The organism is Flavobacterium sp. KACC 22758 (genome assembly GCF_028736135.1).
GTDB classification, from domain to species: Bacteria; Bacteroidota; Bacteroidia; order Flavobacteriales; family Flavobacteriaceae; genus Flavobacterium; species Flavobacterium johnsoniae.
Genome location: NZ_CP117878.1, coordinates 2757612 through 2774046, shown reverse-complemented (window position 1 = coordinate 2774046; position 16435 = coordinate 2757612). Strand labels below are relative to the sequence as shown.

Annotated in this window: 19 protein-coding genes; 3 read left to right on the top strand and 16 right to left on the bottom strand. The window is 34.2% G+C overall.

Annotated elements, in window-relative coordinates; genetic code table 11:
* Window positions 1-61 precede the first annotated feature (61 nt).
* The 3 genes from PQ462_RS11950 to PQ462_RS11940 all read right to left on the bottom strand — a co-directional run bounded on the left by PQ462_RS11950 (window position 62) and on the right by PQ462_RS11940 (window position 3005).
* Window positions 62-1177, bottom strand: a complete 1116-nt coding sequence (locus PQ462_RS11950) for an FAD-dependent oxidoreductase (protein WP_274253670.1) — start codon at window positions 1175-1177, stop codon at window positions 62-64.
* A 74-nt stretch (window positions 1178-1251) separates the two neighbouring features.
* On the bottom strand, window positions 1252-2007 hold the full coding sequence (locus PQ462_RS11945) for a helix-turn-helix domain-containing protein (RefSeq protein ID WP_274253669.1): 756 nt from the start codon (window positions 2005-2007) through the stop codon (window positions 1252-1254).
* Window positions 2008-2042: 35 nt separating this feature from the next.
* On the bottom strand, window positions 2043-3005 hold the full coding sequence (locus tag PQ462_RS11940) for a helix-turn-helix transcriptional regulator (protein WP_274253668.1): 963 nt from the start codon (window positions 3003-3005) through the stop codon (window positions 2043-2045).
* A 93-nt stretch (window positions 3006-3098) separates the two neighbouring features.
* Between PQ462_RS11940 and PQ462_RS11935 the strand changes: the two genes are divergently transcribed.
* Window positions 3099-4262: an FAD-dependent oxidoreductase gene (locus PQ462_RS11935; RefSeq protein WP_274253667.1), complete on the top strand. Its 1164-nt coding sequence runs from the start codon at window positions 3099-3101 to the stop codon at window positions 4260-4262.
* A gap of 94 nt (window positions 4263-4356) precedes the next feature.
* Here the strand turns inward: PQ462_RS11935 and PQ462_RS11930 are convergent, their stop codons facing one another.
* The 3 genes from PQ462_RS11930 to PQ462_RS11920 are packed head-to-tail and all read right to left on the bottom strand — an operon-like array spanning window position 4357 to window position 5535.
* Complete coding sequence (locus tag PQ462_RS11930) at window positions 4357-4731, bottom strand: DoxX family protein (protein WP_274253666.1); 375 nt, start codon at window positions 4729-4731, stop codon at window positions 4357-4359.
* Window positions 4732-4737: 6 nt separating this feature from the next.
* Window positions 4738-5205, bottom strand: coding sequence for an SRPBCC domain-containing protein (locus PQ462_RS11925; protein WP_274253665.1), 468 nt, complete (start codon window positions 5203-5205; stop codon window positions 4738-4740).
* A gap of 3 nt (window positions 5206-5208) precedes the next feature.
* Window positions 5209-5535 carry an ArsR/SmtB family transcription factor gene (locus tag PQ462_RS11920; protein WP_121361222.1) on the bottom strand — a complete coding sequence of 109 codons (327 nt, stop codon included), beginning with the start codon at window positions 5533-5535 and terminating at the stop codon, window positions 5209-5211.
* Between the two features lie 148 nt (window positions 5536-5683).
* Between PQ462_RS11920 and PQ462_RS11915 the strand changes: the two genes are divergently transcribed.
* Window positions 5684-6031 (top strand): DUF2200 domain-containing protein, encoded by a 348-nt coding sequence (locus PQ462_RS11915; protein WP_274253664.1) that lies wholly within the window; start codon window positions 5684-5686, stop codon window positions 6029-6031.
* Window positions 6032-6086: 55 nt separating this feature from the next.
* Here PQ462_RS11915 and PQ462_RS11910 read toward each other — a convergent pair whose 3' ends face one another.
* The 9 genes from PQ462_RS11910 to PQ462_RS11870 form a co-directional block, all read right to left on the bottom strand.
* Window positions 6087-7139 (bottom strand): linear amide C-N hydrolase, encoded by a 1053-nt coding sequence (locus PQ462_RS11910; RefSeq protein WP_274253663.1) that lies wholly within the window; start codon window positions 7137-7139, stop codon window positions 6087-6089.
* A gap of 158 nt (window positions 7140-7297) precedes the next feature.
* Window positions 7298-7669 (bottom strand): hypothetical protein, encoded by a 372-nt coding sequence (locus PQ462_RS11905; RefSeq protein ID WP_121361225.1) that lies wholly within the window; start codon window positions 7667-7669, stop codon window positions 7298-7300.
* 127 nt (window positions 7670-7796) lie between these two features.
* On the bottom strand, window positions 7797-8729 hold the full coding sequence (locus PQ462_RS11900) for a transglutaminase-like domain-containing protein (RefSeq protein WP_012024893.1): 933 nt from the start codon (window positions 8727-8729) through the stop codon (window positions 7797-7799).
* Between the two features lie 18 nt (window positions 8730-8747).
* A complete protein-coding gene (locus tag PQ462_RS11895) occupies window positions 8748-9599 on the bottom strand; it encodes a substrate-binding domain-containing protein (protein ID WP_012024894.1) in 852 nt (283 codons plus the stop codon).
* A gap of 52 nt (window positions 9600-9651) precedes the next feature.
* Window positions 9652-10125, bottom strand: coding sequence for a DUF4265 domain-containing protein (locus tag PQ462_RS11890; RefSeq protein WP_274253662.1), 474 nt, complete (start codon window positions 10123-10125; stop codon window positions 9652-9654).
* Window positions 10125-10517 carry a VOC family protein gene (locus PQ462_RS11885; protein ID WP_274253661.1) on the bottom strand — a complete coding sequence of 131 codons (393 nt, stop codon included), beginning with the start codon at window positions 10515-10517 and terminating at the stop codon, window positions 10125-10127. The genes PQ462_RS11890 and PQ462_RS11885 overlap by 1 nt, the downstream gene beginning before the upstream one ends.
* A 35-nt stretch (window positions 10518-10552) precedes the next feature.
* On the bottom strand, window positions 10553-11422 hold the full coding sequence (locus PQ462_RS11880) for a nucleoside phosphorylase (protein ID WP_073410522.1): 870 nt from the start codon (window positions 11420-11422) through the stop codon (window positions 10553-10555).
* Window positions 11423-11522: 100 nt separating this feature from the next.
* On the bottom strand, window positions 11523-11855 hold the full coding sequence (locus PQ462_RS11875) for a translation initiation factor (RefSeq protein WP_012024898.1): 333 nt from the start codon (window positions 11853-11855) through the stop codon (window positions 11523-11525).
* 131 nt (window positions 11856-11986) lie between these two features.
* Entirely contained in the window at window positions 11987-12937 is a 951-nt protein-coding gene (locus tag PQ462_RS11870; RefSeq protein WP_012024899.1) for an isopenicillin N synthase family dioxygenase, read from the bottom strand.
* A 362-nt stretch (window positions 12938-13299) separates the two neighbouring features.
* Here PQ462_RS11870 and PQ462_RS11865 point away from each other — a divergent pair, with 362 nt between their 5' ends.
* Complete coding sequence (locus tag PQ462_RS11865) at window positions 13300-15276, top strand: alpha-ketoacid dehydrogenase subunit alpha/beta (RefSeq protein ID WP_274253660.1); 1977 nt, start codon at window positions 13300-13302, stop codon at window positions 15274-15276.
* Window positions 15277-15439: 163 nt separating this feature from the next.
* Here the strand turns inward: PQ462_RS11865 and PQ462_RS11860 are convergent, their stop codons facing one another.
* Entirely contained in the window at window positions 15440-16411 is a 972-nt protein-coding gene (locus tag PQ462_RS11860; protein ID WP_274253659.1) for a quinone oxidoreductase family protein, read from the bottom strand.
* Window positions 16412-16435 lie beyond the last annotated feature (24 nt).

Sequence of the window (16435 nt, the reverse complement as noted above, 5' to 3'; positions counted from 1 at the left end):
AATTATCAGGTTCATTTTCTGTTACTAAGATAGAATTATTTTCATCACAAATACCAAATATTTAATCGGCAAATTTTAAAAATGTAAAATCACTTTTCAGCATTTCAATTTCATTTATTCGGGTTTCTTCTTGTGCTTTGCGTGCGTAAAGCTGCATTTGCTGTTCATAATCATAAACCGCTTCTTCTACAGTTCTAAAATCTCTGTTTGTTAGGTTTTCTGATAGAATTAAAGCATCCAGAAGCCCAATATTAGCTCCTTGTCCCGCAAAAGGAGGCATTAAATGCGCTGCATCGCCAATAAGCGTAATAGGTAAGGGACGATTATTTTTCCATTCTTCGACTGATATTTTTTTTGTGGGCAAACCAGTAAAAAATGAAGCAGCTTGAAATAATTGTTTGTAAACGGCGTCCCAATCCTTAAATCTCTCTGAAATAAACTCAATTACAGAGTCAGAATTTTTAAAGTCCAATTCAAGTATTTCAGGCATTTTAAAAATCACATTATAACTCAAAACATTACTGTTCTTAGGGTTTGCAACTAATAAATTTCCATTATTAGAAGTCATTAAAATTTTATCAGAACATAGTTTGTAAAAATCAGGGCATTTTATCTCTGGTTCAGATACTTCGCCTTGTATCATATAAGTTCCTGTAAATTCTACTTCTGCATGAGTAAGATATTTTCTAATAGCAGTCATGCCGCCATTTGCTCCAATAACAAAATCTGCGGTTTCAATTTCGCCATTTTCAAAATGCAAAATCCATTTATTGTTTTGTTCTTCGGCCTTAATCAGCTTTCTATTCCAAACCACAGTATCTTTTTCTAAGCTGTTGATTAGTAATGTTCTTAAATCGTTTCGGTTGATTTCCGGAACGTTATATTGTTCTTCAACCGATGTTTCTTTGCTAAACAATACATTTCCAAGATAATCGGTTATGATTCTTCCCATCGGAATTGCTTTTTTGTAGTATTCCTCAAGCAGTCCCGCTTTTTGCATGGCATCTTGCCCAGAACCTTTGTGTAAATCCAATGTACCGCCCCAGATTCTTGCTTTTGGGTCTTTGTCTCTTTCGTAAACAGTAACATTAATTCCGTTTTGCTGTAATAATCTGGCCATTGTTAAACCAACTGGTCCGGCGCCTATAATGGCTGTTTTTTTATTTGTAAGTAACATAAGTTTTATTCTTTTAATTATGTCACAAAATTGAAAAATAAGGTCTGGATGAAATAGTAAAAATCAGACGTATTTTATTTGTTGAGCTTTTTAATCACCGTAATATCCATAAAACGATCTTCTTTATTTTTGCTGAGTTCTTTTGGAGTTACGCCCGAATATTTCTTGATTTCTTTTATAAAATGATTCTGATCTGTGAAGTTTTGATCAGGAAAAAGATTTCCTTCGCTGATGGGTTTAAATGATGATCCAAAACGAAGAATATTGCAATAAGCCTTAAGGGAAATGCCAAATTGCTGATTAAAGTAACGATTAATTTGACGACCGCTCCAAAACACATTATCAGAAAGTTCCTGAACAGACAAAGAACCTTTTGAAGAATAAATTAAATCAAACAGCTTGGTTTTTCTATTGTCGATATTTTCAATAAAAATCCCTTTAATTATTTGTGTGGCTTTGCTGCAAAAATTTTCAAAAGTATTCAAATCAGTTTCTTCAAACTGCCATATTTTATCTGAAAGATTTTTTCCACCGTTTAAAACGTCTTTAATAGAATTTCCAAACAAATATTCAACAGCCAAAAGCTTAAATCCAATAGAGAACATTTTTGTTGCAACAGGTATATTTATTGCGCTTGGTACCGTATCTAAACCGCGAATTGATATTTCCCAGCCTTGTAAGCCCATATTCATTACAGCAAGATCAACCATTCCGTTTGGCAGTATCGTCGACGGAATATCTTTTCCAGTATTGTTTTCCAGCATCCAAAAGCTGTGTACAAAATGCGAAATAGATGAATCTGGTAAAGCGGATTGAATTAGTAAACTCATTTTCTAAATATCTTATGCAAAATTAATCACTTAGGTTATAAGCTGGAATATTTTTTTGGTTTTAAACCAATATGCTGTTCAAAAACCCTTGAAAAATGGCTTAAATTGGTAAATCCTAACTCATAGCCAACTTCTGAAACAGATAAATGATTTTCCTTTAAAAGCCTTGCTGCTTCCTGCATTCTCATAAACTGATAATATTCAAAAACACCTTTTCCAAAAGTCTGTTTGAATAATTTTCGAAGTTTTGGCTCGCTCATTCCGGCTTCTTTGGCTAATGAAGCGATATCAGGTGCTTTATCAAGATTGGACTGTAAATGGTACTTTATGGCATAAAGTGATTTGATGTCTTTAATATGAATGCCACTTGCAGGAGTTTCGTCCCTCTGCAATAACAAAGCGAAAATATGACATAAAAGTTCTTCGCATTTGAGCTTATTATAATGATTTTCTAAACTTTCAGGAATCAATTGGTGAATCATTTCACTTGCTGTTGTGACCATTGCAGGAGAAATTCCGGTTTCATAAACAAAAGTATCTTTAGAAGTAAGGATGCTTGAAATAACAGGATGATGCAGTGCGCCAAATCGCTGCTGTAAATATTCTCTGGATGCCGAAATTGTTATGCTTTTAAAAAAAGTATTTTGAGGCATTGCAATTACAGACGAAACAGACTGCATACAGATAAAAACATTGGGCTGTTCTGGAGAGAGTTTTTCTTTTTGCTGCAAAGAAGTATCAAAAATACCGCTTAGAAAAAATATTACATTTTCTTGTCCCTCAGGAATTTCATTTTTGCGTTCGAGTACAATTTCTTCTTTTAAATAGTAATTCCGAATCATCATACGCAGCTCATTGCCCCAGGTAAATCCGGTCATATAACCTTCGCCTAATTTTTCGGGAATATCCACAAAACGCCCGCGGACAGAAGCTCCCATTGCATCGGCAAGCTTATGCAGAATTCCTGAACCGTTTTTATCTGTAACTTCAATTTTCATTTACGACTATTTTAATATCAAAATAAGATATTTTACCTATAAAGATACTGATAATTTTGTAATTGAAATTTTAAACAATAAAAAAGAATAAGTATGTTACTAGATAATAAAAAAATAGCAATCATTGGCGGAGGTCCAGGCGGATTAACTCTTGCCAGATTATTACAGGAAAAAGGCGCATTAGTAAAAGTATACGAGAGAGATCAGGATCGATACGTTCGCCAGCAGGGTTCTACATTAGACTTACACGAAGACACAGGGTTAAAAGCTTTGCTGACTGCAGGATTAATGGATGATTTTAAAAAGAATTACCGCCCCGGAGCTGATAAAATGAAAATTACTGATCGTAATATGACAGTGGTTTACAATGATGGTGATGAAAAACCGGAAGAAGATTTCGGCAATGTGCATTTCCGCCCGGAAATAGACCGAGGTCCGCTGCGTGATGTATTAATTTCATCTATAAAAGAAGAAAATATAGTATGGGATTCTAAGTTTACAGAAATGAAACCATCTGGATCCGGCTGGGAAATTTCTTTTGAAAACGGAACAAATGCTTATGCTGATTTGGTTATTGCTTCTGACGGTGCCAATTCGCGCGTTAGAAAATATATTACCGATATTCAGCCTGTATTTTCTGGAGTTACCGCAATTGAAATCAATGTTTATAATGCCGAAAAGAATGCACCTAAACTTTGGAAACTGGTTAACGATGGAAAAATATTTGCACTAGAACAAGGAAAAACACTTTTATTTAGTGCCAAAGGAGATGGAACTCTTTCACTTTTAATTGGTTTAAAAACATCACATGACTGGCTTGTAAAATCTGGAATTGATTTTACAAATAAAACCGAAGTTTCAGAGTGGTTTAAAGAAGAATTTAAAAACTGGAATCCGGATTGGCAGGAACTTTTTGAAAGTGATGACATTTGGCTTACACCGCGCCCAATGTATCATTTTCCGCTAGATCAGTCTTGGAAACCTTTGTCAAATCTAACGATGATTGGAGATGCTGCGCATCGTATGCCACCGTACGCGGGAGAAGGAGCAAATCAGGCGCTGGCTGATGCATTAGAATTATACGAGGTTTTAACTTCTAATTTATTTGTGAATATGGAAGATGCAATTGGCTTTTTTGAAAAAAGAATGTGTACCAGAACTTCTGAAATTACCGAAATTACCTTGCAGCAAACAGAAGCAATGCACGATGAAAATAACCTGCAGCTTTTGATTGATTTTTTTAATGAAGTTGTTTAATAGTCTCAGTATTCAGTCGCAGTCGCAGTTTTCAAGTTGTTTTAGCACTGAACACTAAGGCTGAGACTGAAAACTGAGACTGAGACTGAAAAACTTAATCTACAACTTTTCTCTCAGCAGGTCTAAAATACCAGGAAATAACAGTTAAAACCAATAATAGGGAAGGACCAAAATAGGCGATTCCTGAATCTCCAACGGCAAAATGAGAAAATACAGCACCACTCATCGCAAAAATAAAACCGGCATAAGCCCATTCTTTTAATAAAGGAAATTTTGGGATTAAAATTGCAATTACACCTAATATTTTCCAGATACCTAAAATAGTCAAAAAGTATAGCGGATAGCCTAAATGAGCTATCATATCGGCTTCTTCTTTCATTTTTAACAGCTGTACGATTCCGGTTGAAGTCATGCCTAAAGCCAGCCAAAGTGTGGCAATCCAGTAAATAATTTTGTTTCTTTTGCTCATGATGATTTATTTTAGTTGATTAACGATTTCTTGTAAACGATTGTGTGCCATATTCAAACCTTGTGCAAAAGGCAGTTTTAACTGGTAATCCCTATGCTCGACTGATTTGTAAATAGTCTGAATGGTTATTTTACTGGTTTCATCTGTCAGTTTTTCAAATTCCAGAAACTCTAACTGAGGTGCAAAATTTGCATTGTCCATTTCAAAAGTTCTGGTGATTCTTTCATTTGGAACAAAATCGTGGATTACACCATTGGCACTAAACACCACATTTCCGTTTGGATCTTTGGTTTCAAACTGCCAGCTTCCATGTTTTTTATTTTCTAATTTTAAAACCTTAGTTCCCATCCATTGTTCTACAATTTCGGGTTCTACATACGCTTTAAAAAGCAATTCAAGAGGGAGGTCAAATTCTCTTGTAATCAGGATTTCCTGCTGTCCGTTTTCGGCACTGATTTTTGTTTTGCGTTCCATAAACTAATCTTTTTTAGGTTTGTAGTTCTTCATTATACTTTCTAATTTATTAAAACGATCATCCCACATTTTACGGAACGGCTCTATAAAATCGGCCACTTCCTTAATTTTTTGTGCATTGATATAGTAATAAATTTCCCTTCCGTTTTGCTGCTGGTCAAGCAATTCGCATTCTGTCAGGATTTTAATGTGTTTTGAAATCGTCTGTCTCGACGAATCAAAATTTTCCGCAATTGTACCGGGAGTCATAGCTTGTATGGCTACCAGGTTTAAAATTGCTCTTCGGGTTGGATCGGCAATTGCCTGAAAAACATCTCTACGTATTTCCATTGTGCAGTTATTTGACTGCAAATATAATGCAGTTATTTGACTGCGCAATAGTTTTTTGAAAAAATTTTGAAAATCAGTTTAAAAAGGGGATTCCATTTTGATCCTTTTAACTCAAAAAATCATAATTTTAGATATCTAAAAAAAAATCATGAACAACAAGGTTTTTCAATATTCGTTTGCCAGCATTTATCGATTATACAAAGAAAAAACAGAAAAGAAAGGCCGTACGGCAGAAGAAGTAGATACAGTTATTCTTTGGCTTACAGGTTATAATGACAAACAATTTAGAGATCAGATTGAAAAAAAGGTAGATTTGGAAACCTTTTTTGCTGAAGCACCAAATCTGAATCCGAATGCTTCGAAAATTACGGGATTAATTTGCGGCTGCAGAATTGAAGAAATCGAAGATCCGCTGATGCAGAAAATTCGTTATATGGATAAATTAGTAGACGAATTGGCAAAAGGCAGAAAAATGGAAAAGATATTAAGAGAATAAATAAAACCCTTCTAAAATTTTATTTTAGAGGGGTTTATAATTTTATAGTTAATGTTTAATCTAGTCCGGCGAATTTAAATGATGATGTTGGTTTAAAATTCATAGACGATTCTCCAGAATAATTTTCGTTATTCGCCAAACTGAGTTTTTTTACTTTTCCTTTTTCACTAAAATCCAGTTTATTAAACTCAACCCAAACTACATTAGGATTCAGTACATTATCAAAATAATAAACCAGATTTTTATGATCTGCGACAGTTCTCCATCTTGTAGAAGAAATATTAGGTTCTGTTTCTGAGGAAATTCCAAGCGGAACAGAGCAATTTCTAATTACACCAAAAACACTGGCAAGGGCAGTTCTTGTATTATCTGTTTTGGGGATTGCATCAATATAATAGGACGCCCTTACAAAACGATCTGCCGCACGATTTGTTCCCGGCAGCATAATTGTTCCCGGAATACTCTGCCAGTAGGTATTAATTGCCAATTGGTGATCAAAAATAGGGGAGTTAGTCATGGCAACATATTTTCGGTCATGATGAATAACCAGATTTCCATTAATATATTCAAAAATAGCATTATCTCCAGTTGAATCTGATAAAGACAAATGCACGGTTGCAAAAATATCTGTTCCCGGAATATGCGACGATGCCACAACAAAATCTTTTTTCTCTAAAGCGCTTACGGCTTCGGCCACGGTTGAATAATTATCCAAAACATACTGCAGCCATAAAGAAACAGCAAGTCCTTTTACATGGCCATTTTTTACAAATTTAGGATATGTAGATTCTACCAGCCATAAAAGATTACCGGCAAGACCTTTTTCATTCATTCCGTCAGAAGAAGCAATATCCCAGGAACTGGTTACAACACTTCCGTATTTTGATTTCCATGCGACCGAATTGTTTCCTGCTTCGCCAAATCGTTCCATTCCTCTTGGAAAAAGCCATAAATTAGCTGGAATTTCGCCTTTCCAGTCCATAGAACGGGCAGTTATAATAGTGCCGTTTAAACCTTCGTAAACTATTCTAGTACAAGGAAAAGCTTCCTGCATAAACAGAATACTCAATAAAGCTGCAATTGCTGATAATCTCTTTTTTAATTTCATAATGGTGGTATTAAAATTTAAAATTTGATTGTTTGCTATAAGCACAGCTAATTTAATAATTTTAGAAGTAATAACTTACAGTATATCAGTAATTTTAATTCCGGTAAAAATTTAAGCATAAAAAAAGCCGCTTATAAAGCGGCTTTTAAATATTTTAATTATTCTATTTTTTTGAGTGTCAATTTTACCTCTTTACTATCCAGAATTAATTGATCGCTAGTAATAGTACTTTCGCAAGGATATGGAGTTCCAACTTCATCTTTAATCACTAAACTTTTCCCGCCTTTTGTTAAAGCGTAAGTGCCGTTTGTTATCTCTCTTGTCAAATATCCGGTAACATGTCCGTCTTTTGTAAACGTTAGAGTTCCATCGGTTAAAATAACAGTTTTTAAGGAGTCCGACATCGGGATTTTCGGTTCTACGGCTGTTATTTTCCAAGAGTTAATCAGTTTATTTCTACCCTTAGAACATGAAATCATTAATACTGCTGCCAATGCAAGCCCGAAGATAAATAGTTTAGAATTTTTCATGATTTTGTGATTAATAATTAGATAGGAAAAAGATACAAAAAAAAGTTTTATCCCTAACATTTTATTAACATAAAATATCTGGTTTCTAAGACCTTAGTAAAAATAAGGGTTGATAAAGTTCTAAAAATTAATTCAGTGTTAAAGCTCCCAGAATTTCTTCATACATAAATGGGCCGCCCGGGTATTTTGCGGTATAATCCAGATTCATCCAGACTTGTCCGCGTTCATCGATATGGTAATGTATTTTTTTACCATAACTTTCTTTTTGAAAAAGGACATTTTTAATTAAATAATTGACTTTTTCCAGATCTATCATAGATCCAATAAGTATTTCAGGATAAATATGGCCTTTGGTATGAATAAGTCTCGGCGTTCCTCCAATAGAACGAATTGCCGCAGCCATTAAAATAGAATGATCGTCGCAGTCTCCAGAGAAATATTCTAATGATTCGCTGGCAGTGGCAATATAATCGCCGTCTTTAGGATCGTTTACATAATTCCAGCGTCCGTTGATTTCTTTAAAAACAGCAAAACACTGAATAATTGTTCTATAATCAGAGTAACCTTTTATGCCTTTAAAATGCTTTGAAGTGGCCATAATCGCAAAGTTTCGCACTTTGGGGTTCTGATATTCAATTGCATTTATAATTTTTGATTTATTAGGAAACGGAAGCAGCTTTGCCACCACAATATCCTGCGGATACGGATTGTCTGACATGGTATAGATCATCGAATTATAATCTTCTGAAATCTCACTAAAACCATAATTTCCAATAACCGATCCGTAGAATAAAATCAATAAGTAAACCGCAACACATAAAATAATTATGGTTCGCAGATACATTAACAGGAAGAAAATCGCAGCAAAAACAAAAATGAATATAAAAACACGATCGAGATTGAATGCCCATTCTAAATCGATAAGATTTTGATGCAGAATGATAAATATCGGAATTGTAATAAAAAGACTCAACACAGAAATAATAATCCTGTCCCAAGGCGATTTCACCTGTAATTTGGATTTTAACTGCGGAAGGTCAATTTTAGGAAAATTTATCATAAGAATCAAAAGCAGTATTTACAGCGCTTTTACCGTTTCAACAAAAGTACTTTTTTTATCAATAATTCCCAGATCAAATAATTGATTTTGAATTTTGACAAACGCTTTTTCACTTAAATGTTTCTGTGACCATTGTGTTAGTTTCAGCCATTCCTGAATGTCTTCGACTTTTTGATTAAATAAATCTGCTAAAGTTTTATCAATATCAGGAATCTGTGCAAAATCGTGCGTTGTTTTGTTGATGATTTCTAATACTTTTTCGACTGCTTTAGCATTCTTTTTAAGGAATTCATCACGAACAACAATCACAAATGAAGGCCATGGAGTAGGGCAGTCGCCTACACGTCTAAAAATTCCCTGATCTACAAGCGGTTTTGTCATAAAACGTTCCCACATAAAATAATCAGCGGTACCGTTTGTTAAAGCTTCAACAGCGCCGTCGATTGTATTTATAATTTCAAATTGCAGATTATCGCTGTTCCAGCCTTGTTCGTTTGCGTTTACATACGCCATTAGCTGTGATCCCGAACCAATTCTCGAAATAGCGGCTTTTTTGTTTTCTAAATCTTTTACAGTCTGAAAATCTGATTTTGCTGCTACGTGAATTCCCCAGATTAAAGGCGACTGAACGTAAATTTGAACAATTTTACTTGGATTTCCAGCTGTGATATCTTTTACAATTCCTTCGGTTAAAATTACGGCCATATCTGCTTCGCCGTCACGCAGCATCTGACACATTTTGCCAGTGCCTTCAGGAACGTTTTTCCATTGCAAATCGATATTTTCTGCTTCAAATTCGCCATTTTCAATGCATAAATGCCATGGCAGATTGAAGTGCTCAGGAACACCTACAATTTTTACAGTTTTCATTATAGTTTGAGTTTAAGTTAAGTTTGGTATGCGTATTCTTAAGTTTGTTTGTTTAGTTTTTTAATAAATCGGCCCTGTGTTTATCGGAAAGACAAGGCTCAGCGTATTGAATTTTGTCATTGGCTTCGTATTCATTTAAAATGCTTCTTACAATCGAATAATCAACGTCACGAACCACTTCAACAGAAATAAAACTATCATTTAATCCTTCAGACAAACAATTTATTACTTTTAATTTTTCTCTGATAATTTCTTTATCGAAACCTTTTTCTAAAATGATAACCTGAACGATTGAATTTCCTGAATTTTCTATCGTTTCTTTATAAACCAGACGTTTTTCATCTTCATCAAATTCGGCGTAAAATAAATCATCGGTCGCTATTAACGGCCCGAAGAATGGAATATTATCTAACTTAAAAAGTCCTTTTTCTAAATCAACAATTTCGGCCCACATGGTTTCTGAAACCGTTTCTTCTAAATAATCACTATAATATTTAAATAATATTTTTTTATGTGTTTCCTGCATTATTCTATTTCGCTTATTACAGCTTTTAATGGTGATATAATGATGCGATAACCGTCTGGATCCTGAATCATGGTTCCATTTTCGTTCCAAAAAGGATTAACTGCCGCTATCGTTTCAATATTTTGGTGTGAAATTTTCTTAATTAATTCGTTATAATCTAAAATGCTCTTAGGGTAAAGCACCGTAATGTCATCTTCGTCAAACGAATGTTTTGCTTTTGTATTAGATTGCGTAAATTCGAAATGCCAGTCAAGTCCTGATTTTCCAATAAAAATTCCGTCGTAATCATTGTGGTTATCAAAACCCCCTAAGAGTTCAAATCCAAGGATATTAACGTAAAAATCCTCGATTTTCTTTAAATCATTCGTATGTCTGGCAACTCGTAAAAACATAAATTTTAGATTTTAAAAATTATCAATTTTTCTAATTAATTCCCTGCCAATTTATTTAATGTATATGTAATTAATTGGTCTACTGCTTTATAAGGATCTTCACTAAAAGTTCCCGAAGCACGATTGGCAATAATAGCATTTAAAGATAAGGCATTATGTCCTAAAAGAGAAGAAAGCCCATAAATTGCTGCTGTTTCCATCTCTAAATTGGTAATGCGGTTATCATTAAAATTAAAATTATCCATTTTGCTGTTCAATTCCTCATCCTGGATATTTAAACGTAAAACTCTTCCCTGCGGACCGTAAAATCCTCCGGCTGTCGCGGTTATTCCTTTAAAAATTTTATCAGATTCGATAATTTTTTCCAGTTTTTCAGAACATGGAATCACGTAAGGTCTTCCTTTTTTAATATCCCAATTGGTATGCTGAATAAAAGCATCTTCTAGTGCAGCATTTGAAACTTCATCAATTAAATAGGAGCGAAGCATATTATCAAGTCCTAGTCCAAATTTTGACATTACAAAGCTGTCAACAGGAATATCGGCTTGTAATGAACCCGAAGTCCCGATTCTGATAATATTTAAAGATGTCAATTTTTCTTTTGGCTGACGTGTTTTTAAATCAATATTTACAAGAGCATCCAGCTCATTAATTACAATATCAATATTATCAGGACCAATTCCGGTAGACATTACAGAAATTCTTTTTCCTTTGTAAATTCCGGTTTGGGTTTTAAATTCTCTTTTTTGAGTTGAATATTCGATTGAATCAAAAAACTGAGTGATTTTTTCAACTCTGTTTTGGTCTCCAACAAAAATTATATCGTTGGCAATATGTTCAGGACGAAGGTTTAAGTGGTAAACGCTTCCGTCTGGATTAAGTATTAATTCTGATTCTTTTATCATTTTTTTTTAAGTTGCTAAGGTTCTGAGATGCTAAGGGTCTAAGTTTTTCTGTTTCATGTTTCAGGCTGCGTAACTTGAAACTTTAAACGTGAAACTATTTTTACCCGCCGACTCTTTTAGTTTTAAATCCTTTTTCTTTTAAAATAGCCATAATTTTGTCGCGGTAATCACCTTGTATAATGATTGAGTCGTCTTTAAAAGTACCGCCAACGCTTAATTTTGTTTTTATTTCTTTGGCTAATACTTTAAAATCTTCATCACTTCCTTCGTAACCTTCAATTATCGTTGTGGGTTTTCCTTTTCGCTTTTCGAACTTACAGATCATAGGTTCTTTCTGCACATACAAAACGTGATCTTGTTCCTGAATTTCCTCTGGTTCATTTGTTTCTACGTGATCGGGAAATAAGTTTTTTAATTGATCTTTTAAGTCCATATTTTTTTAATTCTGTAAAATAAATTTCCAACCATAAAGGTATTTAAAAATTAAATTCCAAACCCCATAACAGAGTTTGGAATTTGGAATTTTTTATCCTGACAGAAACAGGATTGAAATTTATTTAATTTTTATTTTTTTATTAAACCTAATTCCACTAAACGTTCGTGTAAAAATTCTCCAGCAGAAATATCCTCATATTTTTTAGGATTTTCTTCATCGATACAATTTTCAAGACAATCTAAACGCATATCGCTTACAGGATGCATAAAGAACGGAACAGAATAACGAGAAGTTCCCCATAATTCTCTTGGCGGATTTACAACCTGATGAATAGTCGATTTTAATTTGTTGTTTGTATGTCTTGATAACATATCTCCAACATTAATTACTAATTCGTCATCTGCTGCAATAGCATCAATCCAATCTCCGTTGTGGTTTTGAACCTGAAGACCTTTACCCTGAGCTCCCATTAATAAGGTAATTAAATTAATGTCACCGTGAGCTGCTGCGCGAATTGCATTTTCCGGCTCAGAAGTAATTGGCGGATAATGAATTGGTCTTAAAATTGAGTTTCCTTCTTTTGCATATTCATCAAAATAAAACTCATCTAAACCAAGATGTAAAGCCAAAGCTCTTAAAACATAAATTCCTGTTTTTTCAAGCATTTGATAAGCTTCTTTTCCCACTTCATTAAAACGAGGAAGTTCTTTTACTTCAACGTTATCAGGGTATTCTGAAGCCCATTTTGAATCTTTGTCAACATACTGGCCAAAATGCCAGAATTCTTTCAAATCACCTTCTTTGCGTCCTTTAGCATGTTCTTTTCCAAAAGAAACATAACCTCTCTGGCCGCCAATTCCGGGAATTTCATAATTATGCTTAGTTTCTACTGGCAAGGCGAAAAATTTTCTAATTTCACCATAAAGTTCGTCTACCAATTTGTCATCTAAGAAATGACCTTTTAAGGCAACGAAGCCAATGTTTTCAAATGCACTGCCGATTTCATTTACAAATTTTTGTTTACGTTTCGGGTCGTCCGAAAGGAAATCACGTAAGTCTACACTAGGAATGTTTTGCATACTTTACATTTTTATTTAAGAAAAAAGGTATAAACCTTTCAATAACAAAGGTAGATAATATTTTAGATTTGAATTTAATGTTTGTCCATAAAATTTAGTTTATATGTAATTTTTAATATAAAATGAGAACATTAATTTATAAATATTCAAAAAATGCAATATATATTTTTGTAGTTAAAATATTACAATTTTTACAGATCAATTAAAATTTCCTTTTATATTTGCTCTCGATTTTTTTTATTAGAAACCTATAATTATTTTTCTATTTTTATAAAATCAAAACATAAACAACATATTTCAAATTTAACAAATAAAACCTAAATTGTTATATTTTTATATATTTGGATAAAAAAAAACTAATAATGATCTTTTACAGAGAAAACCTAACCGACGAAAAATTACTAGATTTATATAAAAAACTTCTAAAACCGCGCTTAATCGAAGAAAAAATGCTGATTTTGATTCGACAGGGAAAAGTTTCTAAATGGTTTTCAGGAATAGGACAGGAAGCTATTGCCGTGGGAGTCACATCTGTTTTAGACGATTCTGAATATGTATTGCCAATGCACCGAAATCTGGGCGTTTTTACAACAAGAAATATTCCCCTGCACAGACTTTTTTCGCAATGGCAGGGAAAAGCAAACGGTTTTACAAAAGGCCGTGACAGAAGTTTTCATTTTGGAACTCAGGAATACAATATAATAGGAATGATTTCGCATTTGGGCCCGCAGCTTGGAATTTCTGACGGAATTGCTTTGGCGAATAAACTTCAGGATAATAAAAAAGTTACCGCTGTTTTTACCGGAGAAGGAGCAACGAGCGAAGGTGATTTTCACGAAGCATTAAACATTGCGGCAGTTTGGAAACTTCCGGTAATGTTTATTATCGAAAATAATGGCTACGGCCTTTCTACACCAACAAATGAGCAGTATTTATGCGAAAATCTAGCCGATAAAGGAATTGGTTACGGTATTGAAAGCTGGATTATAGACGGAAATAACATTGTTGAAGTTTACAACAAGTTATCGAAACTCAAAGAAGAAATGATAGCAGATCCGCATCCGGTTTTACTGGAATTTAAAACTTTCAGAATGCGCGGGCATGAAGAGGCGAGCGGCACTAAATATGTTCCGCAGGAATTAATGGATCAGTGGGAACTTAGAGATCCTGTTACCAATTATAAAAAATATCTAACTGAAATTGGTGTTCTTACAGAAGAACTCGATGAGAAGTATAGAGCTGAAATTAAACAGGAAATTGATGAAAATTGGGCAATGGCTAATGCCGAACCTGAAATCGAACCTACTTACAGCGGAGAATTAGATGATGTTTATAAACCATTTCAATATGAGGAATATACACATAGTTCTGAATCAAAAAACATTCGCTTTATTGATGCTATCCGCAACAGCTTAGAGCAATCTATGTGGCGCAATAAAAACCTGGTTATTATGGGGCAGGACATCGCTGAATATGGCGGAGCCTTTAAAATTACTGAAGGTTTTGTTGATGCTTTTGGAAAAGAAAGAGTACGAAATACGCCAATTTGCGAAAGTGCTGTTGTTTCGACCGGAATGGGATTATCTATAAATGGATATAAAGCAATTGTAGAAATGCAGTTTGCAGACTTTGTTTCAACTGGATTTAATCCGATTGTAAATTTATTGGCAAAATCTCATTACCGCTGGGGCGAAAAAGCCGATGTTGTGGTTCGTATGCCTTGCGGAGGCGGAACACAGGCAGGACCTTTTCATTCGCAGACAAATGAAGCCTGGTTTACTAAAACTCCAGGTTTAAAAGTCGTATATCCGGCTTTCCCATACGACGCAAAAGGTTTGTTGAATACTGCCATAAACGATCCGAATCCGGTTTTATTTTTTGAACACAAACAGCTGTACAGAAGTATCTACCAAGATGTTCCAACAGATTATTACACACTTCCGTTTGGAAAAGCGTCTTTAATAAAAGAAGGAAATGCGGTAACCATTATTGCTTTTGGAGCTCCGGTTCACTGGGCTTTAGAAACTTTGGCCAAACAACCTGAGATAGAAGCTGATTTAATTGACTTAAGAACGTTGCAGCCTCTTGACACCGAAACTATTTTTGCATCGGTTAAGAAAACAGGAAAAGCTGTTATTTATCAGGAAGATACTTTGTTTGGCGGAATTGCCAGCGATATTTCGGCTTTAATTATGGAAGAATGTTTCCAATATTTAGATGCTCCGGTAAAAAGAGTGGCAAGTTTAGATTCGCCAATTCCGTTTACAAAAGCGCTTGAAGATCAATTTTTACCAAAAGATCGTTTTGAGGAAACTCTATTGGAACTATTAAAGTATTAATTATACAAATAGGTTTTTAACACATAGAAACATAGTTTTTGAAAACCGATAAAAGGCATTTCACTTACTATAAATAAACATAGCTATGTGTGAGAAACTAGTTTCTTTTTATATTCTTCTTTAAGACATAAAAAACTATGTTTCTATGTGTTTAAAAAACTTTTTAGATCCAGACAACCAACCGTTTACCATCTGGAACTTCTGCGTTCCACATTTTTTCGATATGGGCTAAATTCACTTTTTCGATATTTACTTTTATTTTGTTTTGAGAAGCTAAAAGAAACATTTCAGGAAGAATTTCTGAGAATAACAATTTCACTTCTTCTTTTGTCCAGCTTCCTAAACCTGAACCAGATAACTGAAGATCAACGCTGCGCAGAATAGAAGCTGACAATTGAATTATATCTCCCGACATAGAGCCTACAGAAACATAACGTGTTCTGGGAGTGAAATTCCCGTTTCCTTTTAAAATAGAAAGAATAAGCTCAGCCGAATGTCCCCACAGATAATCTAAAACAATATCAATGGGAGTGCTTTTATGAATTTCTTTTAACTGATAAATAAACGATTCATCATCTTGTTTTAAAGAAATAATTTCGTCAGCACCTAATTCTAAAAGATTTTGAAGTGTTTTTTCATTTCTTCCGGTTACTATTATTTTCTTTGCACCGTAATGTTTTGCAATCTGAATTGCAATTTGTCCTGTAAATCCTGTTGCTCCGTTAATCAAAATCGTTTCTCCGGGCTGTATTCCGGCTCTAAAACGAAGAGCCATTGCTGAGCCTGCAACCGCATTTGGCATGGCTGCCGCCACTGCATCATCGATTTCTTCTGGCAATACAACCATTCTGTTTTTCTCAACTAAAGCTTTCTCTGCAATTGTTCCTGAAATACCGCGGGCATAAACTCTGGTTCCATTTTCTAGTAAACCAATTGCGTCACTGCCAATTACAGTTCCGTTTGAATTATCATTTTCTGAAGAATAATGCTGGCCGCTCACAATTCCTTTATCCAGATTTGTAATTGCTACGGCTTTAACCGAGATTAAAACCTCATTTTCATTTGCTGCTATTGGTTCTGGAAATTCTGCATATTTAGGCAATTCGCCTTTTTTATAAACTACTGCTGCTTTCATAATTTTAAGATTATTAAATTTTAT

What these genes read in the sequence shown, in the direction of transcription:
- PQ462_RS11920 (WP_121361222.1), bottom strand. Translation starts at nt 5,535, where the DNA reads ATGGAAATACGTAGAGATGTTTTTCAGGCAATTGCCGATCCAACCCGA.
- PQ462_RS11870 (WP_012024899.1), bottom strand. Translation starts at nt 12,937, where the DNA reads ATGCAAAACATTCCTAGTGTAGACTTACGTGATTTCCTTTCGGACGAC.
- PQ462_RS11935 (WP_274253667.1), top strand. Translation starts at nt 3,099, where the DNA reads ATGTTACTAGATAATAAAAAAATAGCAATCATTGGCGGAGGTCCAGGC.
- PQ462_RS11925 (WP_274253665.1), bottom strand. Translation starts at nt 5,205, where the DNA reads ATGGAACGCAAAACAAAAATCAGTGCCGAAAACGGACAGCAGGAAATC.
- PQ462_RS11895 (WP_012024894.1), bottom strand. Translation starts at nt 9,599, where the DNA reads ATGAAAACTGTAAAAATTGTAGGTGTTCCTGAGCACTTCAATCTGCCA.
- PQ462_RS11940 (WP_274253668.1), bottom strand. Translation starts at nt 3,005, where the DNA reads ATGAAAATTGAAGTTACAGATAAAAACGGTTCAGGAATTCTGCATAAG.
- PQ462_RS11880 (WP_073410522.1), bottom strand. Translation starts at nt 11,422, where the DNA reads ATGATAAAAGAATCAGAATTAATACTTAATCCAGACGGAAGCGTTTAC.
- PQ462_RS11945 (WP_274253669.1), bottom strand. Translation starts at nt 2,007, where the DNA reads ATGAGTTTACTAATTCAATCCGCTTTACCAGATTCATCTATTTCGCAT.
- PQ462_RS11950 (WP_274253670.1), bottom strand. Translation starts at nt 1,177, where the DNA reads ATGTTACTTACAAATAAAAAAACAGCCATTATAGGCGCCGGACCAGTT.
- PQ462_RS11910 (WP_274253663.1), bottom strand. Translation starts at nt 7,139, where the DNA reads ATGAAATTAAAAAAGAGATTATCAGCAATTGCAGCTTTATTGAGTATT.
- PQ462_RS11930 (WP_274253666.1), bottom strand. Translation starts at nt 4,731, where the DNA reads ATGAGCAAAAGAAACAAAATTATTTACTGGATTGCCACACTTTGGCTG.
- PQ462_RS11890 (WP_274253662.1), bottom strand. Translation starts at nt 10,125, where the DNA reads ATGCAGGAAACACATAAAAAAATATTATTTAAATATTATAGTGATTAT.
- PQ462_RS11915 (WP_274253664.1), top strand. Translation starts at nt 5,684, where the DNA reads ATGAACAACAAGGTTTTTCAATATTCGTTTGCCAGCATTTATCGATTA.
- PQ462_RS11865 (WP_274253660.1), top strand. Translation starts at nt 13,300, where the DNA reads ATGATCTTTTACAGAGAAAACCTAACCGACGAAAAATTACTAGATTTA.
- PQ462_RS11860 (WP_274253659.1), bottom strand. Translation starts at nt 16,411, where the DNA reads ATGAAAGCAGCAGTAGTTTATAAAAAAGGCGAATTGCCTAAATATGCA.
- PQ462_RS11885 (WP_274253661.1), bottom strand. Translation starts at nt 10,517, where the DNA reads ATGTTTTTACGAGTTGCCAGACATACGAATGATTTAAAGAAAATCGAG.
- PQ462_RS11905 (WP_121361225.1), bottom strand. Translation starts at nt 7,669, where the DNA reads ATGAAAAATTCTAAACTATTTATCTTCGGGCTTGCATTGGCAGCAGTA.
- PQ462_RS11875 (WP_012024898.1), bottom strand. Translation starts at nt 11,855, where the DNA reads ATGGACTTAAAAGATCAATTAAAAAACTTATTTCCCGATCACGTAGAA.
- PQ462_RS11900 (WP_012024893.1), bottom strand. Translation starts at nt 8,729, where the DNA reads ATGATAAATTTTCCTAAAATTGACCTTCCGCAGTTAAAATCCAAATTA.